13 protein-coding genes, 2 pseudogenes and 1 riboswitch are annotated in these 18,555 nt (G+C 58.0%); of the genes and pseudogenes, 10 read left to right on the top strand and 5 right to left on the bottom strand.

Going from position 1 to position 18,555, the window contains the following annotated elements; translation table 11 throughout:
• Nucleotides 1-79: 79 nt before the first annotated feature.
• Nucleotides 80-167: riboswitch (cyclic di-GMP riboswitch) on the top strand.
• Nucleotides 168-283: 116 nt separating this feature from the next.
• On the top strand, nucleotides 284-3,649 hold the full coding sequence (locus D1646_RS17210; protein ID WP_160637646.1) for a MucBP domain-containing protein: 3,366 nt from the start codon (nucleotides 284-286) through the stop codon (nucleotides 3,647-3,649).
• 306 nt (nucleotides 3,650-3,955) lie between these two features.
• Here the strand turns inward: D1646_RS17210 and D1646_RS17215 are convergent, their stop codons facing one another.
• From D1646_RS17215 to D1646_RS23425, 5 genes and pseudogenes are all read right to left on the bottom strand, one after another.
• The gene (locus D1646_RS17215; RefSeq protein ID WP_160637647.1) at nucleotides 3,956-5,428 is read right to left on the bottom strand and encodes a hypothetical protein; all 1,473 of its coding nucleotides are present in this window, start codon (nucleotides 5,426-5,428) and stop codon (nucleotides 3,956-3,958) included.
• Complete coding sequence (locus tag D1646_RS17220) at nucleotides 5,421-5,963, bottom strand: sigma-70 family RNA polymerase sigma factor (RefSeq protein ID WP_160637648.1); 543 nt, start codon at nucleotides 5,961-5,963, stop codon at nucleotides 5,421-5,423. Before D1646_RS17220 ends, D1646_RS17215 begins: the two co-directional genes overlap by 8 nt.
• Before the next feature lie 140 nt (nucleotides 5,964-6,103).
• Nucleotides 6,104-6,646, bottom strand: a complete 543-nt coding sequence (locus D1646_RS17225; RefSeq protein WP_160637649.1) for an Imm19 family immunity protein — start codon at nucleotides 6,644-6,646, stop codon at nucleotides 6,104-6,106.
• Nucleotides 6,647-6,688: 42 nt separating this feature from the next.
• Nucleotides 6,689-6,862 (bottom strand): annotated as a pseudogene (locus D1646_RS23775) (DUF1801 domain-containing protein); the annotation flags it as partial.
• A 49-nt stretch (nucleotides 6,863-6,911) separates the two neighbouring features.
• Nucleotides 6,912-7,136, bottom strand: a pseudogene (locus D1646_RS23425) (DUF2200 family protein); the annotation flags it as partial.
• Nucleotides 7,137-7,339: 203 nt separating this feature from the next.
• On the opposite strand from D1646_RS23425, the gene D1646_RS17235 reads away from it, so the two are divergent.
• The 9 genes from D1646_RS17235 (at nucleotide 7,340) to D1646_RS17275 (ending at nucleotide 18,369) form a co-directional block, all read left to right on the top strand.
• Complete coding sequence (locus D1646_RS17235; RefSeq protein WP_160637650.1) at nucleotides 7,340-7,828, top strand: sigma-70 family RNA polymerase sigma factor; 489 nt, start codon at nucleotides 7,340-7,342, stop codon at nucleotides 7,826-7,828.
• Nucleotides 7,818-8,876, top strand: coding sequence for a DUF4825 domain-containing protein (locus D1646_RS17240; RefSeq protein WP_160637651.1), 1,059 nt, complete (start codon nucleotides 7,818-7,820; stop codon nucleotides 8,874-8,876). The genes D1646_RS17235 and D1646_RS17240 overlap by 11 nt, the downstream gene beginning before the upstream one ends.
• Nucleotides 8,877-8,878: 2 nt before the next feature.
• Nucleotides 8,879-10,051 (top strand): hypothetical protein, encoded by a 1,173-nt coding sequence (locus D1646_RS17245; protein WP_160637652.1) that lies wholly within the window; start codon nucleotides 8,879-8,881, stop codon nucleotides 10,049-10,051.
• A gap of 5 nt (nucleotides 10,052-10,056) precedes the next feature.
• On the top strand, nucleotides 10,057-10,887 hold the full coding sequence (locus D1646_RS17250; RefSeq protein ID WP_160637653.1) for a hypothetical protein: 831 nt from the start codon (nucleotides 10,057-10,059) through the stop codon (nucleotides 10,885-10,887).
• Between the two features lie 2 nt (nucleotides 10,888-10,889).
• Complete coding sequence (locus tag D1646_RS17255) at nucleotides 10,890-11,747, top strand: hypothetical protein (RefSeq protein ID WP_160637654.1); 858 nt, start codon at nucleotides 10,890-10,892, stop codon at nucleotides 11,745-11,747.
• A 1-nt stretch (nucleotide 11,748) separates the two neighbouring features.
• Nucleotides 11,749-12,384, top strand: a complete 636-nt coding sequence (locus D1646_RS17260) for an ATP-binding cassette domain-containing protein (protein ID WP_160637655.1) — start codon at nucleotides 11,749-11,751, stop codon at nucleotides 12,382-12,384.
• 252 nt (nucleotides 12,385-12,636) lie between these two features.
• Entirely contained in the window at nucleotides 12,637-14,478 is a 1,842-nt protein-coding gene (locus D1646_RS17265) for an SMI1/KNR4 family protein (protein ID WP_160637656.1), read from the top strand.
• Between the two features lie 343 nt (nucleotides 14,479-14,821).
• The gene (locus tag D1646_RS17270; protein ID WP_160637657.1) at nucleotides 14,822-15,199 is read left to right on the top strand and encodes a BlaI/MecI/CopY family transcriptional regulator; all 378 of its coding nucleotides are present in this window, start codon (nucleotides 14,822-14,824) and stop codon (nucleotides 15,197-15,199) included.
• Nucleotides 15,196-18,369, top strand: coding sequence for a M56 family metallopeptidase (locus tag D1646_RS17275; protein WP_160637658.1), 3,174 nt, complete (start codon nucleotides 15,196-15,198; stop codon nucleotides 18,367-18,369). The genes D1646_RS17270 and D1646_RS17275 overlap by 4 nt, the downstream gene beginning before the upstream one ends.
• The last annotated feature ends 186 nt before the right edge of the window (nucleotides 18,370-18,555 follow it).

Raw genomic sequence — 18,555 nt, forward strand, 5'->3', positions numbered from 1 at the left:
TGGGACCATATGTCTCTGAATGCTCCGCCCTGGGGCGGCCCCGCCGTCACACACGCCGCTGGCGGCGGGAGCGGATTGCAGGCGCTTACGGCAAACCATTGGAAACGATGGGACGCAAAGCCAGAGGCTAAAGCGCTGTCCGGCGCTATGCCCGTTCGGCTGCATACGCAAACCGTCGGAAACGGCGGGACGCAAAGCCAGAGGCTAAGGGGCTTAACCCGCCCTAAGCTCGTTCGGCTGCCGGAAACTTTGCGTCCGACTTTCGCAAAGAAAGGAAGATATTATGAAAAACTCAAAGTGTTTAATCAGGCGCGGTTTGGCCCTGGCACTATCCCTGGTGATGTGCGTCGGGATGCTCCAGCTGCCCGCCTTTGCCGCCGAGGAGGCCCAGGAGGCGGAGATCACAGTATTAAGCGATGAACCGGAGCAGGAGTTTGCCGAGGAGACCACCAAGGAGCAGAAGCCCGCCGGTACGACCACTGAGGATTCCAGCGAGACCTCCGAGGATAAGACTCCTGCTGAAGAAGACTCAGATAAAAAAGCTAATCTGTGTACAGACGGCAACCATCAAATCGAAAACGGGAAATGTGTATGGTGCAGCTATACAGAGGACACTGCTGTGACTCCCGAGGAGTCCGAGGATAAGACCCCTGCTGAGGAAGACTCGGATAAAAAAGCTAATCTGTGTACAGACGGCAACCATCAAATCGAAAACGGGAAATGTGTATGGTGCAGCTATACAGAGGACACTGCTGTGACTCCCGAGGAGTCCGAGGATAAGACCCCTGCTGAGGAAGACTCGGATAAAAAAGCTAATCTGTGTACAGACGGCAACCATCAAATCGAAAACGGGAAATGTGTATGGTGCAGCTATACAGAGGACACTGCTGTGACTCCCGAGGAGTCCGAGGATAAGACCCCTGCTGAGGAAGACTCGGATAAAAAAGCTAATCTGTGTACAGACGGCAACCATCAAATCGAAAACGGGAAATGTGTATGGTGCAGCTATACAGAGGACACTACTGTGCCCCCCGAGGATAAGACTCCTGACGAGACTCCCGGTGATGACGAATATGTAAATGACACAAACCCCAAATGTCCCAAGTGTGGCGGTAATATCGTTGCAGAAAAAGGGGGATATGTCTGCTCCAAGTGTGACGATTTCGTGGACCCCATTGTACCGGATCAGGGGACTGAAGAAAAGCCCTCCGAGCCTGAGCATATACACAGCTACGACAGCGTCACTGGCCGGTGTGAGTGCGGGGAGCTTGACCCCAAGCACGTGCATTCCTATGACGAGGGCGGCAAGTGTTCATGCGGTGAGCAGCACACGCACAGCTGGACCTATACACCGGACTACTGGACCGAATTTCAGCATGTAGCGTACTGCTCGGGTTGTGGTGCTAAGCGTGCAGAAGCATGTACCACGAAAGAAGTTTACGAGTGGGGTAGTTGGGTACTTAAGTGTACTCTGTGCAATTACTGGTCAATGCCTGTTGAAGACGTTCACGATTGGACTGGGAAATGGGAGTCTGACGGGAACGGTTATCACACGCTTACCTGCAACGATTCAGGCTGCACTGGAACACGGAAGGAAGAGTGCAAACTTGAAGCGTTCGATGGCGGGGTACGCTGCTCTGTCTGCGGCTGGGTCAAGTACGATGATGGCGTAGGCGGCAGCGGCAGCAAGGAGTGCCCGGATGGCCAGCACAAGTACGGCAATGTTGGCCAATCCAACAGCAACTATTTCCATACTCTGACCTGTACGGAATGTGGACACACAGAAACTGAGAGGTGCGAAACGTCCATCCTCTTAGAAAACGGCCAGCCTGTGGCGCATTATTGCACGGTCTGCGGCTATACACTGTCCATTGTCGACCCCGACCCCGACAAGCCGTATTGCTCTGATCTGGAGGGCGGCCATAAGTTCTGTTTCAAGGGAGAAGTCCTGTCTGATGATGGCAAGTCGGTCCTCACGACTGAGGAATGCAAAAAATGTGGTTTTATTCGGATTACTGACATCTGCAATTCCCCAAGTCAGGTGGTTGTCCACTACATCTATGAAGACGGTAAGATGGCCGCAAAGGACCAGTCCCAGTCTGTGATTGCAGGCATGGAGTACTCCATCACTTCCCCGATGATTGAGGGCTATACTCCTGACCAGGCTGTCATTTCCGGCAAATGCACAGACGGCAAGGGCGCGGAGTATACAGTGATCTACAGGACCGCGTATACTCTGACCATCCACTACCAGTTCCCGGGCGGTAAGCCAGTTTTCCCGGACCATATAGCTCAGCTTGCGGCGGGCGATGAGTATTCTGTAAAGACTCCACCGCTTACCGGCTATGAGGTTGAGCGCGATGTGGTGGAAGGCAAGATGCCTGCGGCAGATGAAGTAATTACAGTCAAGTATGAGCCCATCACCTATCACTGGACGATCTACTATGTGGACAAAGAGGGCAAGAAGGTGGCAACACCTTTTGACAAGGAGTTCACTGTAGAGAACATCAAGGCCTTGACAGCAGTGGAGTCTCCCGAAGTACCGGGCTACAAAACCAGCACGCAAAGCGTAGAAGCTCCTACCACACTGGCTGACAAAGTGGATAAAGTTGAGTATGAGCTTATCACCTACACATGGACTGTCCGGTATGTTGACCCGTACGGCAACGAAGTATGGCCTGCTGAAACCCAGGAGTTCAACGTTCACACCATCAAGAGCCTGGAAGATAAGACTCCCCCTGCGCTGGGCACCTCTAAGACCAGCGTGAGCATCGTAAAGGCGCCCGATGGGCTGGCGAATCAAGAGGATACAGTCATCTATTTCCCCGCTGAGAAAACGCTCTATACCCTGACGGTCAAGTTCGAGGATGAAAACGGCGATGAGATCTTCGCGGCCAATGTGCAGCAGCTTCCCGCCGGCGAAGAGTACAATGTAGCCGCTCATACGCCCAACTTGGGTTATCAGGCAGAGTGGGAATCTGTATCCGGAACTATGCCGGAAGGCGATGAGCTGCGGACCATTAAGTACTTCCCCATTGTCTACACTTGGACCATCCAGTATGTTGACGAGAATGGCAATACGCTGCAGGAATCCGATGTGGTGAACTACACGGTGAAGACCGTAAAGGACCTGAGCATGGATTCCTTCCCTGTGATCAGCGGCTACAACCGGATCACAGAAGCTGTGGCTGTCCCCGATGCTCAGACCCTGGGTGATCTGACTGTGACTGTTGTCTACAGAGCTGTCACCCCCGAGACTCCTGAGACTCCTGAGACTCCCGAGACTCCTGAGACTCCTGAGACTCCTGAGACTCCTGAAACCCCCAGCACTCCCAGCGGCCCCAGTACCCCCAGCACTCCCAGCGAGCCCAGCAGCCCCAGCACCCCCAATGACACTACGCCTGACCCCGTAGAGGACACAGACATCCCTGACGAAAATGTCCCGCTGGTAGAGAACCCCGCCGAGGAAGTGATCCTCAACGAGGAGGTGCCTCTGGTGGAGGCCCCCGTGGAGGAAATCCCCGAGGCGAAGGTGCCCCTGGTCCAGGTACCTAAGACCGGCGACGGCTCTGGTCTGTGGTCTGCAATGGCGCTGCTGTCCGCTTGCGGTCTGGCAGTGCTGAGCCTCTTCAAAAAGAACGAAGAGTAAGCATTTTCCAACAAAGCATATAGACGGCCAGGGCTTTACGGCTCTGGCCGTCTCTTACATGGGAGAGCAGGATTTTAGCGCCCCGCCAGTCGTCGAGCACCTTGCGGCAGTCATTCCTCTTTCGTGGAAGATAGGGATGGGCCCGTATTTTCTTGCTGTTAACCCGCTTGAGCCGGCGCTGGCACTTGCGGTTTCTTGGAATACTTGATGTACTTGCAGGGTCCTGCCCTCAAAATCCCAGTCCGTCCCCGGCAGTACTGAACCCGCCCAGCTTACACAAGCCGGGCGGGTTTGACTGTTTCGCGCTTAATATTTCCGGGGGTCATACATCCCCTCTGGGGCCAGTTGTCCTTCGGAGGTCCACCGGTACATCCGCCACTGCCAGCTGGGCGGGTAGAAGCCAGAGGCCAGGATCTCTGACGGCAGGGTATAGGGGTACTGCCAGAAGCTGCGGCGGTGGGCGGCGGTCACGGAAAAGTTGTAGACCGAGACGGTCTCCGGGAAAGAGGGCATAGCCTCCCAAAACAGGAAGCCCTCCATCGGGCCGCTGACATCCTTCGGCAGAGAGAAGTTTGCATAACAGCAGGGCCTCCCGGCGCTGTCCGCCTCACGCCAAAACTCCAGCGGTATGGCGCAGGCGTTTCCGGCTCTGTCCTGCCATTTCAGAACCCCATCCGGTACGGTGGTGCGGACGGTGACGCCCTGGTAGTCCTGGGCGACCTGGATGCCCTCCATATAGCCTCCAGACGCCTCATTAGGGGTCCAGTACAGATAGGCCAGATAGACCGTGTGGAAGCCATATCGTTCGTCCCGCACAGGAACCTCAACGGTTATGATTTCAGGCATTCCGTCCGGAAACTCATCGTCCTTGCTGCGGTAGCCCGACTTTTTCAGTCCATAGGCCCCTTCAAACCGGGCCAGCTCACTGTCATCCAGCCCGGCCAGGATGTCCTCCGGGAAACCCAGCTCCAGCAGCTGGGCGCGGATGGTGGAATTGCTGTCCGCTACAGGCGTCGGCATCTGGATGTTAGTGGGCAGGCGGGAAAACAGCAGGGGCAGGGCGGCAATCATCAGCAGGTGCAGGCCCAGCCACAGCCACAGGGCCAGCCCGCCGGAGACGCGCACTGGGGCAGCTTTCAGGGCATAGCCCGCCTGGTCCAGACTTCTGCTTACTTTGCGCAGGCTCATAATCAGGCAGACCCACAGGATCAGGATGGGTCCCACCAGCAGCCAGCCCTCCAGGCCAATGAGGGCCATAGGGAGCATCAGAGCCTCCAGAATGACCAGCCCCCCGGCGGCGGCAGTGCGGGGCTTCTGCCCGGCCTGAATAAAAACCCCTTTCAGCCCCTGCCACAGTCCGCCTGCCGCAAGGACCAGGACCAGCTGAATTAAAACAGTCCACAGCGCGTAGTAGAGAGGCACTGGGCCGGTAGAGGTGTTCCACTCCCTGCCAATCAGACTGGCAAGCCAGTGGTCCAGAGGCGTGGCCTGGAACAGCACAGCGGTCAGGCGCAGCGCAGCGTACAGGACCGCGCAGGCATAGGCGAAGCGAAAGCCGCCGTTCTCCCGCCGCAGGGTGCGCAGTCCCAGCCACAGCAGCACCGTTCCCGCTGCCGGCAGGATGATGTTCAGTCCCAGGAAGTTGAGAGTGATGGTAATGAGCGCCAGTCCCCAGCAGATCTGGCCGATGGGCTTTTTCCAGGGCCGGGGCGGCTCCAGCTGGGTCAGCTCCGGCGGGAGCTGGGAATTTGCATAGAGCAGACGGTCAAATTCATCCATGGAATACACCTCCCAGTTCCTCCCGTAAGTGTTTGCGGATGCGGTACAGCTTGCCCTCCGCCGCCCGGAGGGTCAGGCCCAACTCGGCGGCGATCTGAGCGGTGGGCTGGTAGTAGTAATACTTGCGCAGGAACAGCTCCCGGTCTCTGCGGCCCAGCCGCCCCACAGCCGCCCACAGCATCCGGGCCGTCTCCCCTTTGAGAAAGGACTGCTCCGGGCCGTCGGCGGCGTCCGGCAGGGTTTCGTCGAGATTGCCGCCCTCCCGGCGGCGCTCATTGGCCCGGCGGCGGTTGAGGGCCGCGTTGCGGGTCAGATGGGTGAGCCAGGTGGTCAGGGCGGCCTTGCCGGGGTCAAAGGCGCCAATGGAGTTCCACACCCGGAGCAGCACATCGGACAGGCACTCCTCCCGGTCCCGCTCGTCGGGGAGGATGGGGGCGATGATGTACCGCAGCAGAGGGGTGTACGCCGTCTGGAATTGCTCCATCGCGCCGTCCTGATGGGTTTGCAGGGCGTGGACCAGCTGCACATCCTCCACAATGTCTCCCTCCTTTTTCTTCGTATGTCCTACTATACACCGTAGATGGCAAAATCCCACAAAAAATTCTTGAGAAGTTTTGGGCGCAGCAAATGCCTGTCCGCGCTCTAGGGGAGACGGGCAGGCGTTTTCTGTCGAGGCTATTCAGCTATTAAGCCAGATACAATACTCTGTGCGAACCGATTGCAGAGGTTTTCTTCAAAGATTTCTTTCAAGACATTTGAAATCATCTTTGATGCACGTTCTGTTTCCTGAGCGTCAATTACAGTTAAAGGTAGTAACAATAAAAAAATCCGATTATCTTTTTCTATGTCCAGATATTTTGATAAATTTGAAAAAGGAAAAATTTGAATACAATACCCTCCGCCAGTACAACCAATCTGCTTGTCATTTATGAAATATACAGTGTCTCCTGGGTGAAATTCTATTTTTAGTCTTTGAGCAAGTGTTAGATTGCAGGTGAATGTTTCAGGATCATCAATATAGCCATCAGATTCTTCAATCACTCCATCATAGTATTTTGTGAAATGTTTCCACCACATTGCATTGCCCAAATTGCTTTCTTCCATTATTTCGGGCAAAGACATATCTGTTTCTTCGTCTATTGCTGTGGGGAATGATGTTGCGATAAAACCTGTCCAAAAATCTTTGTTTGAAAATGCTATGTCATTAAGGGTGAGCATTTTTGTTCCTCCCACAGAGCAGATAATATTTTTGTTTCTTACTCAGTTATCGTCCTCACACCATTTCGCAATTTCCGCAATCAGCTCCAGCGGGAGCGGCTTGCTGTACGGGAACTGTATGGCGCCCTTGCTGGTCTTGTACTCCGTCAGCCGTTTGGCAAACGCCTCCACTGCTTCCGGGCCGGGGTACAGGCCGATGTGCCGCTTGGACGCCGCAGACCACGCCTTTAATCAGCGCCCGGTTGGGATTGAGCTGGGGCGCATTACGGAAAAAGTCCCCCTAGCAGAGGCCGGAGGAGCGGGCCGCCTCCAGCTGCTCCGGGCTGTACCCGGTCAGCCAGCAGATGACTTCATCCACCTCGGCCTTTGTCCGGCCCTTCCTGGCGGCCTTGTCCAGCAGAAGGCCGTAAATCTTCCCAAAATCCATCTGAAATACTTTGTCGTTGTTCATACATTCACACTCCCGACAGTGATAGCAGTATTTTATCATACATTCTCTCCTTTCGCAATGAGCCAGCCTGAATCCTGTTTGGTTTGGCTCTGCTAGTGTTTGCAGAATGTTTACAGAATTGAGGGCCGGCGCGGCTATCCCTCAGCTTGTACAATGGTATAAAATATTCCAGGAAGAAATTTTGTCCTGACTGTAACGAATGGCCGCCCAATGGGATATATAGGGCAAAAGGAGGGATTTTCATGGACGATATGGATGCCGTCTACCGCGCTCATGCCCAAACCGTCTATAAATTCCTCCTGGCCCAGTGCCATGACCCGGACTTGTCGGAGGAGCTGACCCAGGAGACCTTTTATCAGGCGGTGCGCTCCATTGACCGCTTCGACGGCTCCTGCAAGCTGTCGGTCTGGCTTTGCCAAATCGCCAAGCACCTGTGGTATCAGCATCTGCGAAAACGCCAGCGGGACCCTGTTCCGCTGGAGACAGCGCCGGAATCCCCCGTGCCCTCGGCGGAGGAGGGGCTGTTGGAGCAGGAGGGACGGCTGGCCCTTCTGCGGCTGATCCATCAGCTGCCGGAGCCCCAGCGGGAGGTGGTTTACCTCCGGGCCTTTGGCGATCTCAGCTTTCGGGAGATCGGAGACGTGCTGGGAAAGACAGAAAATTGGGCCCGGGTGACCTTTTACCGAAGCAAGGAAAAACTAAGAACTGGAGGTGCGGGGGATGAAAAATGATTTGACCTGCGGCGTAGTCCGCGACCTGCTGCCCAACTATGTAGACGGCCTTTTGTGCGGGGAGTCCCGGCAGGCGGTGGACCAGCATCTGGCCGGCTGTTCCTCCTGCGCTGCTGTTCTGGCCTCTATGGGGGAGCCGGAACCGGAGGCGGCAGAACAGGCTCGGGAGGTGGACTACCTGAAGCGGGTGAAGCTGCGAAACAATCGAAGGGTCATTGCCGCAGTGGTATGTACCGCGCTCGTTCTGATTACGGCCCTGCTGGCGAAACTGTTCATCATCGGCACACCCCTCCAGCCTCAGAGCGTGGCAGTTATGGAGGCGGTGGTGGAGGAGGATGTACTTTGCCTGTCCCTAACGTCGGTGTGGTCCGCCAACGCCTTCCACGGCTGGCGGGTGGAGACAGAGAACGGCATCACCTCCATATACGCCCGGGATGTACTGGTGTCGCCTCTGTTCCCCAGCGGTTCCGGCCGCGTGGAGGTCCCCCTGAAGGGGACCCAGGAGGTGTGGCTGGGCGGTGTCTCCGGGCGGCTGCTCTGGCAGGACGGCGTGGTGATCTCCCCGTTGGCCCTGGAACTGATGGAAGCCCGCGCCCCTTACTGCGGCGACCCCGCCGCTTCGGCCCGTATTGCGGAGATTCTGCGTCTCCCTGACCGGCTGGGCAGCTATACGTTTAGTCTGCAAACCGACAAGCATCCCTACGAAGTCACGCTGGAGTTTGGGGACGAGCCCACAGGCGAACAGCTCAATCTTGTGACCTGCTATAATCTGCTAACCCTGGCGCTGGTGGACAATCTGGAGTCATCCCTGTTCAAGCGCCCCGCTTACGGGGATCCGAGTATGATCGTCAACGTTGGGATGGAGCTGGACGGCGTGAATGAGACGGTCCTGCCTGCGCTGGTGGATGAGTACAACGCCGCCAACGGCGCTGACTGGGAATCCAAGGCCAGTATCAAGGACTACACCCGTTCCCCGGCGGACCTCCAGCGGCTGCTGATGGTCCTGGATTCCTTCTATGGACCCGGTCTGTTCACGAGAGGAGGATGACGATGAAAAAAAGAATTGCTCTGTTGCTGGCGGCGGTTCTGCTGCTCCTGCCCTCCTGCGGAACGCAGGCCGATCCTGACCTGACCCCGCTGGAGCAAGCTGCGGCGGAGGCGGCCAGCTTCACACCGGGAAGCTATGAGAACCTTACCTTCCGTCAGGATAAGATTTCTGTTGCTGTGCCAGAGGATTTGGCCCACTGTACCCTCCGGGAGGTGGGGTGCTTTGACCTGGAGTATGGAGATAAGCTGATGCGCTGGTGGATTCCCGACGAAATTTGGGACGATCAATCTGTATCCCACTGGGACGACACCTATGCCTACGCCTTTTCCGCCATCTTTGACCAGACGGGGGAGGACGGCAACGGCTGGTACGCGGCGGTCTGGTGTACCGGAACCGTAATGTACGCCCGGGACAGGGGCTGGGCGCATTTCTCCCATGACCCCGGTCTGCTGGATCGCAGCTATCACATCGGCGTGGATCATTTGGATGGAAACGGACCCCTTGTGGAACAGGCGGAAGCCTTTGCGTCCGATTGGCTGGCCCAAACCGGCCTACGGGTTACGGTGCGGCCCAAGTACCTGTATCTTTGCACCGGCAGCGACGGGGAGAGTTTTGTCAAGGTATCCTATCAGACCTGCTGGAACGGGGTCCCTATTTCCGATGTGGCCCGGCGCTACCCGGATTCCCTCACCTTTACCCTCCCCGGCCCCAGCGAGAAAAACGGCTGGACCGGCGATGTGGAGTTGCTTTCCGTCACCGCCTGCATGACTTCCGATGGCGAGTTGGACTTCTTCGGCGGTGGCCACGGTATGGTGGAGCTGTACGACACGGGTACAGTCTGCAAAGAGATCGTCTCCCTGTCCAGCGCCTGCGACATTCTCAGCGAAACCCTCAGCGGCTACGGCGCACAGGAAATCAAAGATGTGGCTCTGGAATACCGGCTCAGCATCACCGGCTCTGATCAGCCGGAGGAGACCTACCGCTTTGTGGACCAGGAAACCGGGGAACCCTTGCCCGACCGGGGTGTGGTGCAGCGTTACCGCACCAGCTACGACCTCTACGACGCCACTCCCTATTGGGCCTTCTATGCCAAAGACCGGCAGGAGCGGGAGCTGATCTTCTATGTGAACTGCCTGACGGGAGACGTTCAGATTTTGGACAACCAGGCGGGGTGAGCGGCATGAAATTGTTTCGCCTGCTGAAAAGCGACCAGTACCGGGCGGTGGTTCATGTGGATTTTCTTGGGGCGGCGCTGCTCTTCGGGGCCCTGTGTTTCACCGCCGAGGGCTATTGGGAGGCCGGCCGCAGCATCACGGTTCTGGAGCTGGCCCTGTTTCATCCGGTGGAGGAGATCAGTAGCCGGTTCCTCCTCTCCGGTTACCACCTGTTCCTGGCGGGGATCGGCCCCTATAATTTGATGTTCGCCCCCATCCTGGCCGCTCTCCCGTCCGTTCCCGGCTTCTGCCGGGAGAGGAGCGGCGGGTATCTCCGCCTCCTGATCCCCCGGTGCGGCGAGGCCCAGCGCTGTCTCAGTCTCTGGCTGTCCGCGCTGCTCGCCGGAGGGCTGGTGGTCATAGCGGGCTATGGGCTGTATGGCCTGTGCTGCTGGGTCCTGTTTCCCGGCCTGACCCCGGAGGCCGCCCAATGGCTGGCAGCTCCGGTCTGGAGCGGTATCCTGTCCCAGTTGGCGGGCGCGTTCTTCTTTGGCATGGTGGCGACGCTCCTTCCGCTGGCGCTGGCAGGCGTGAGTAAAAACGCCTGTTTCATCCTCTGCACCGGCTTCGCCCTGTTCTATATCTACTGCAATTCTCTGGACGCCCTCTCCAACCGTCTGTTTGACAGCGGGGATCTGGAGCGGTCCTTTCAGGTGATGATGCTTTACCCCACCTCGGTATTTCAGTGCTTTTCCGGACATCAGACCTGGCGGCTGGCCCTGTGGGGCGGCGGAGCGGCGGTGGTGCTGGGCCTGCTGCGGCTGCCCATGGCCCGGCGCTTGGATAAGGGGGCATAAAAATGCGAAAAATCATTGTCCACGCCGGAATGGAATATTTCCTCTGGCTGTCCAACCCCCGGATGTCCATTCTCCTTGTGCTGCTGGCCCTCATTCACACAATGGTCATTCAGCCGCTGGCCCAAGCAGGCGGGCAAATTGGAGAACGGTTCCACCTGCTGGAGCCTCTGGCCGCTCTGTGCAATTCTACGCTGATTCTGTTGATTCTGCCTGTTGGCTTCCTGGTTCTGATGGCTGATTTTCCCCGGATGGATCGGGGCTTTCTGCTTCAGCTCTACCGGGTGGGGCGGCTGAACTGGGTGCTGGGGGAGCTGCTGCACCTGTGTATGGCGGCGGCAACCTACCTGGGCGTGGTGCTGGTGGGGACGGCGCTGTGCTCTCTGCCCTACGCGCCTGTCATCGGTCCGGGATGGAGCGCCGTTGCAACCGACTACGCGGCCATTTTGGAGGACAACGCGCTGAAAACCGTTGCCGCGCTCCTGCCCCGCAATCTGTACCAGCAAATGGGGCCTGGGGCGGCGGTGGCCGGGAGTTTTTTCCTGCTGTTCCTCTGCCTGGTGCTGCTGGGTGCGGTCCTGCTGGCCGCAAGTATGCTTCGGGTGAGATTTTTGGGCGTTGCCGCTGACGCCGCCCTGTTCCTGATTGGCGCCGGGTTTGTCATTCTGGACAGCCCGTGGATGTGGGCCTTTCCCTGTGCCCACGCTCTGACCTGGGTACATTTCAACCCCTATTTCCGGGCTCCGGTCTGCCCCCTGTGGACCAGCGCACTCTACTTCCTGCTGGGGTCCGCCCTGATGGCCCTGCTGGCCTGTTTGGCCGCGAGGCGGCGCAGCTTTGATTCTATGTTGGAGTTTGATTGATATGGCAAGTATTTCAGTGGAACACGTCAGCCTGACAATTGGCGCCGCCCAAATCCTGCGGGACATTTCTGTTCAGTTCGAGGCAGGGGAGATCCACGGCATTGCCGGGCGCAACGGCAGCGGGAAAACCATGCTAATGAAGTGCATCTGCGGCTTCATCCGGCCCACCGCCGGGCGGATCGTGGTGGACGGGAACCAGGTGGGCCGGGATGTGGATTTCCCGCCGGACCTGGGGCTGCTGATTGAGACGCCGGGCTTTATTCCCTATTACAGCGGCCTGAAAAACCTGGAACTTCTGGCGGCCGTCAACCGGCGGGCCTCCAAAGAGCGGCTGAACGCCTGCATGGAACTGGTGGGTCTGGGGGACGCGAAGGGGAAGCGGGTCTCCAGATACTCCATGGGGATGCGCCAGCGGCTGGGGATTGCTCAGGCTATCATGGAGGACCCACAGCTGTTGATTTTGGACGAACCGCTGAACGGTTTGGATGAACAGGGGGTGGAGGATATCCGGGCTCTGCTGCTGGAGCTGAAGGGTCAGGGCAAGACTATCCTGCTGTCCTCTCACAATGGGGAGGATATTGACCTGCTCTGTGACAGCGTGTGCAAAATGGCAGGCGGGGTGCTGACAAAACAGTGAAGCCAGTACATCTCAACCCTTGGCCTTGCGGATGTCTGTCCAGGGGCTGTTTGCAGTGACATAAAGCTGGAAGCGCCGCTCATGTCAATATAGCATGGGCGGCGCTGTTTATTGAATGGATGCTCACCGTTGATGATTCAGTTGTTTTATCTTGAAGATTGATCTTGTTTTTGCTAAAATCAAATCGGCAATATTGATAGGGTACGGCTCAGACAGCGAACTGCGGTACAAGATTCATGAGGTGATAATCTGATGACAGACACATTTCCATTCGAAGAATTGCGCCAGCTGCTGGAGAAGGCACGGACAGCAGACGCTGAGCTGAAACAATTTGGTGCAAAAGACCATAAGTACCAGTGGAACCCACCGGCAGCCCTGTCGGATGTTGAGGAATTTGAGCGGGAGCTTGGGGTCACTCTGCCGGAGGGCTACCGAGACTTTCTCCTCCAGGCGGGAGACGGCGGAGCCGGTCCTTTTTACGGCTTGTTTTCCCTGAAGCAGGTCCGGGGCTGGCTGGGATGGCCGTTGGAGCCGGAGAAGCCGCCTGTTCTGCGTCCTGGTATGAGCAAAGTGGAGAGGGACGAAGAGAAGAACTGGAAGCGGGGCTGTATTCCCATTGAGTCCCAGGGCGACACCTATTTCACCTGTCTGATGGTGTCCGGCCCGGATCGGGGGCGGGTGGTCTATATTGACTATGAAGGCTCCTGGGTGTTTTTTCCACGGGAGCCGGATTTCCTGTCCTGGTACACCCGATGGCTTCGGGACACTGGAAACGGGTATCAGCGTATCGGCGGGTTTGCCACAGATTTGGCCGGGGATGAGGAATCTCTGCACCGGCATTACCAGTGCGCGGAGTCCAAGGAGGAACAGTGGCTTGCGATTATCAGTATGGAGAAATTTCCTGCCCTGTCCTCAAAATCTGTGGAGCTGATTCGAACTGCGATGGCGGACCGGCTGACAATGCCGGATGCAAGGGGCGTTTTGGAGCTGCTGCACCGCACAGGGATAGACCAGTGGTTTTTAGAGTGGAGATGGGAGGCTGGACTTTATCCGCAAGTAGTCAGAGAAGTTTACCGGCTTGCGTTTCAAATGGATTTACCGCCAAAACCCATCATCAACCGCTGGTGGAGACGGGTTTACCAGCAGCTGTTTCAACTACCGCAGGAGGTGTGGCACAGCGCCCTGGGGATCCTGGCGGAGAGCGGAGAAGTCAGCTTGAGGGAGGTATCCGGTCTGTTGGAATACGCGGAACGTCCGGTCAGAGACGATTTGCCGCGGGATTTCAGACAATTTCCCGATGCGGAGGAACACATCGACATCTGGGTGAAGCTATTGCAGGAGCCCCCAACCAGCGGGACACTGAACTCCACTCTGATTGTTCTGCCGTTGGTGCGGGATGAGAGGCTTCTCCATGCACTCCAGGCCCTTGTGGAGGAGTACCCCAGTGAGGCGGCGGTTTCTGTGCTCGCGGAGATCGAACACGAATTTCTCAACCCCAAATGGCCGTGGATTCCTCGCCCGTACTGGCTCCAGCTGGACTTTTGGCAGAGGGCGGACTTGGGGATAGACCGGACGCCCCCGCCAGATGGGATTGCACTGCATCCGTTTATTGCGCTGGGGATGGAGGAGGCGTTTCACCACATTCCATCTACCGCTTATGATTGGAACCGGGATTTAGAGAGAATTAAGACGCTGAAGCTTATTCCGTCCGAAAAAAATATCCGTGTGTGGAATGCGGTAATATTCATATCCGATAGGATGAAATCAAAGGAGACGGGCAGCAGAAAGGTGATAATAGACAGTCCGTGTAAGGAATTTCCGCCAGACCCATTCTATTTTGATTTACACGATTGGTCTGCAATCAACCGAATGCCAAACCTGACTGCGCTGATGATTGAGGAGGTCTGTGTGGACGATTTTTCTTTTCTTGCTGGCTGTCAGAATGTGAGAAAGCTGTCGCTTCGCAATACCAACTTCACGGATTGTCGTTTACTGCGGGAGCTGACGAATCTGCAATCGGTGGATCTGAGGCTGTGCCATTTGACCCACACAGAGGCGCTGGAAAAATTGCAGGGAGTCCAAATAGAGTTATAGGTTTTAATGGTCTATCCTCTTGTAAATCTTTCCTGAGACAAGCCCCAGCCCAGAGTTACAATGCTCTGAGCTGGGGTTGTTGTGTCATTTTATGTTGTGCTTGACTGATCTGGGACACAATTGGGATAGGTAATTTTCCAGGCCGAAGTATGGCAAGAATACACAGCTTAATCCCATGGCGCCACTCTTTTCGTATGGAGCTGAAGCATTTATTGCATAGTGGCCGCCCTGCTTTTGCTCTGGTACTGTCTGCGGACAGACACCGGGAAAATATTTCAGTTGACATTGTAGACCAACTGTGGTATGATAGGTCTACAAAGTAAACCAAAGGAGGGAGTCTGAGATGGACGATATCAGCCTGACCAACAGCGAGTGGTATGTACTGGACTGCCTGTGGGAGCGGTCCCCCCAGACGGTGATGGAGCTGGTGGCCGCCCTGAACGCCCGGCTGGGCTGGGCCAAGAGCACCACCATTACAATCCTGAGGCGGATGGAGGACAAGGACTTGGTCCGGTGTACGGTGGAGGGCCGGACCCGGCACTACGTCCCCAATCTTCAGCGGGACCGGGCGGTTCGGGGGGAGACCCGCTCCTTCCTGAACAAGGTGTATCGGGGCAGTGTAGGGCTGATGATGTCCGCCATGACCCAGGACAAGGCCCTGTCCCGGGAGGAGATTCAGGAGCTGTATGACATTTTGAAGCGCGCAGAGGAGGGAGAATGATGAAACTGCTGACCCAGTGGGCCGTTACATCCTCGGTTCTAATTCTGATCGTACTGGCGGTGCGGTATCTGTTTCGGGATAAGCTGTCCGCCCGGCTGCGGTACGCCCTGTGGGGGGTCGTGCTGCTGCGGCTGCTGGTCCCCTTGCAGGTGGAGCTGTCCGCCGCCCCTCTGCCGGTGCTGGCCTCCAACTTGGCCCCGGAGCTGGGAGAGGAGCGTTCCATCCCCGTGTTCCCAGGAGACAGTCGCCCCGTTTCTGAATTTGATTTTGCCATTGAGGACCTTCTGGAGCCAGGGGAGCTCATGCCCACAGAGACCAGTATGGGCTACTACCAGCGGTCGGAAGACGGTGAAACCATAACTCAGTATCTGGACCTGTGGTCCCCGGCACAGATTGCGGGAGCCCTCTGGGGGACAGGGGCGGTCTTAATGGCCCTGGTGCTGGCGGCCTCCAATCTACACTTCTGCGCAAGGCTGAAAAAACGCCGAAAGCCTCTGGAGTGCCCTGATGCCCCCATCCCCGTCTATGTGGTGGAGGGCCTGCCCTCTCCCTGCCTGTTCGGGCTATTTCGGCCCGCTGTCTACCTGAATCCCGGGGCGGAGGAGCAGCCCGACGCCCTGCGCCACATCCTGGCCCACGAGCTGACCCACTACGCCCACCGGGACCACATCTGGTCGCTGCTGCGGGTGCTGGCGTTGGCGCTGCACTGGTACAACCCCCTGGTGTGGCTGGCGGTGGTCCTCTCCAAACGGGACGGCGAGCTGGCCTGTGACGAGGGGGCGGTGGCTCAGCTGGGGGAGGCGGAGCGCGTCCCCTACGGCCGGACCCTGGTGGACATGGTGGCCGCCCGCTCTCTGGGGCCTGCCGGCCTGCTGTCCTGCTCCACCGCCATGACCGGCGGGAGGAAGTCCATCCAGCAGCGGATCGCCCGGCTGATCAAGAAACCGGAGACGGTCAAGGCCGCCCTCTTCGCGGCTGTCGCCCTAGTGGCCCTGTCGGCGGTGTTCGTCTTCGCTGGGCGGGGGGACGCCAATCTGACAGAAGTTGACGCTTTCCTGTCCCAGCTGGAGGGGGCCCAGGCCGTCTTTGTGGGCCAGCCCGCGATTTCCAGCGCCATGCCTCCCGGCCTCATCGACAACCCGGAGCCTCTCTCCCGGGCCAAGGAGCTGCTCTCCAGGACGAGTCCGGTGGCCAGAGGGGAGGGGACCTGGACCGTCCTGAGTCTCAGCTCTGACCATCCGTCCCAGCCCATCACCCAGGAGGAGCTGGAGACGATGTTTTTCCTGGGCGGCCACCCCTTCAACCTCTATCCCACCGCGTCCCGGGACCTGGAGACCGCCCACAGCTATTGGCTGCTCCAGGGGGAGGACTGCTGTCTGCTGGCCCAGTGGTACCCGGAGCGGGAGGAGAACACCGTGGAGGCGCTGGCCGCCCTTCCGGTGGACACCCTTTCCCGGCTGAAGGGGCTGACCGGGCAGTACGTACCGCCGGGTGTCAGCTTCCCCGAGCTGGACAGCTTCCCTGACGACGTGGCCAGCGCTCAGGCCATCCGCCTCCGGCCCAACTACGGCGAGGACTACCGCTATCCGGACATCACCGCTGAAGATTTATTGGAACAGGCCAGGGACCGGCTGTCCCTGCTGGAGCCTCCGGCGGACAACCCCCCGGCCCCCGCCCTGAACGCGCTGGCGGAGTCCTGGCAGCTGACCCTGATCTCCAACGGGGAGGAGCGGACCTATACCCTCCTGGCGTGGAACGACTACACCTGTCTGGTGCGGGGGGACGCCCCGGAGAAGTACCAAAATCTGGCGGAGGGTCAGACCATGGAGCTGGGCCCCTTCTGGCGGACCCCGCTCAGAACCAGCATTCTCGGCTCACTCAACGGCCTGGCTGCCCAGCAGTTTTCCCGGCAGGACGAGGACCAGGCTGTCTCATACTTCAACGGCAACTTCTACCAGACGATCCTCTCCCGGGCCAGGGCCATCTATCACAGTATGCCCATGGTCAGCCAGGAGAAAGCCATCACTGATTTGAATCTGCTGCTCCACGCCAAGGAACTGCTGGCGCTGGAGCGTCTTCCTCAGGATGCGCCGGTGATTTGGGACGGGGAGGGCTGGACCGGAACCCTCACCATCTCCTTCCGGGGCCCAACCCAGGAGCGCGGCGAAGAATCGGAACAGCTCTACTACGTCGTCCCCACGAACGGGGACCGCTCCTATATCTGCACCGGGGCCAACCAGGAGGGGGGCGTCTATCTGGGCACCGTCTCCAATGAGAATCTGGAGGAGCTGGAGCGGCTCTTCCAGGACCAGGAGAAGCTGGACGGTATTCTTCTGGGGGCGCTGGAGGACTGCGGCGTCATCCGCTTTGAGGACAGCAAGGCCCCGGATATCACCGCCCCCGCCGCCCTGGAGCGGGCCAAGACTATTCTCACCTCCGGCCTGCTCATTGACGACCTGAACCACACGGGGGAGACCGGGGACAATGAGCATATTACCATTCGCAGCGCCAGCGGCTTGAAGGAGAGCACTTTTCTGGTCACCAACCCCTCCATCCGGGAGGCACTGCACGGCCTGGCCAGAGATCCCTCCAAACTGTCCCTGACCCAGGGTGAGCTGAACCTGGCCAACCAGGCGTTCCAGCCTGATGTGGAGGTGTCGCCCGGCGAGTACGGCTTCAGCGAGATCAGCTGTTTCTTCACCAGCAGCTATGACGACCCCACGCAAATCGATTTGGAGGAATTTCTTCGCTACTGTTCTCTGGCAGAGATCGTGGAGAATGACGAGGTGGAGGAATTTCAGGCCGTCATGGAGAAGGACGGCAGCTGGGAGAGCTGGGAATATGGACTCGACTCTCCCGGAGACCTGCCGGTGCCGACATGGCGCTACCCCAGGGAGAAGGTCTCCGCCCTGCTCCAGAAATACGCCGGGGTCACTGTGGACCAGCTGGATTGGGGAGATATGCTCTATGTGGAGGAGTACGACGCCTTCTACAACTTCACCAGCGACGCCGGCCCAGGCTTTTTCACCTGCACCGGCGGGCAGATGGAGGGGGACACCGTCCTTCTCTGGTCCGACCCGGTCCAGAACGGCGACCGCTCTGAGCTGACCCTGAAAAAGAGCGGGGACCGCTGGCTGATCCGGTCCTTCCACACAGCCTATCCCAGATGACACCATCCCCGGCGGCGTCAAGCCGCCGGGGATTTCATACTTTTGTAATATATACCAAGTTTTTGGGGGATTTTGTGGCTTTTCACCATGGAGAGCCCCGTTAAATTCCCGCTTTTCTTCTCTTTGGTCCCGTTAAAAAGCCGTTAATTTTGTTGTTTTCTCGACAAAAAATTAGTATCATGTATC

It is taken from the genome of Pseudoflavonifractor sp. 60, from assembly GCF_009911645.1.
Lineage (GTDB): Bacteria > Bacillota > Clostridia > Oscillospirales > Oscillospiraceae > Lawsonibacter.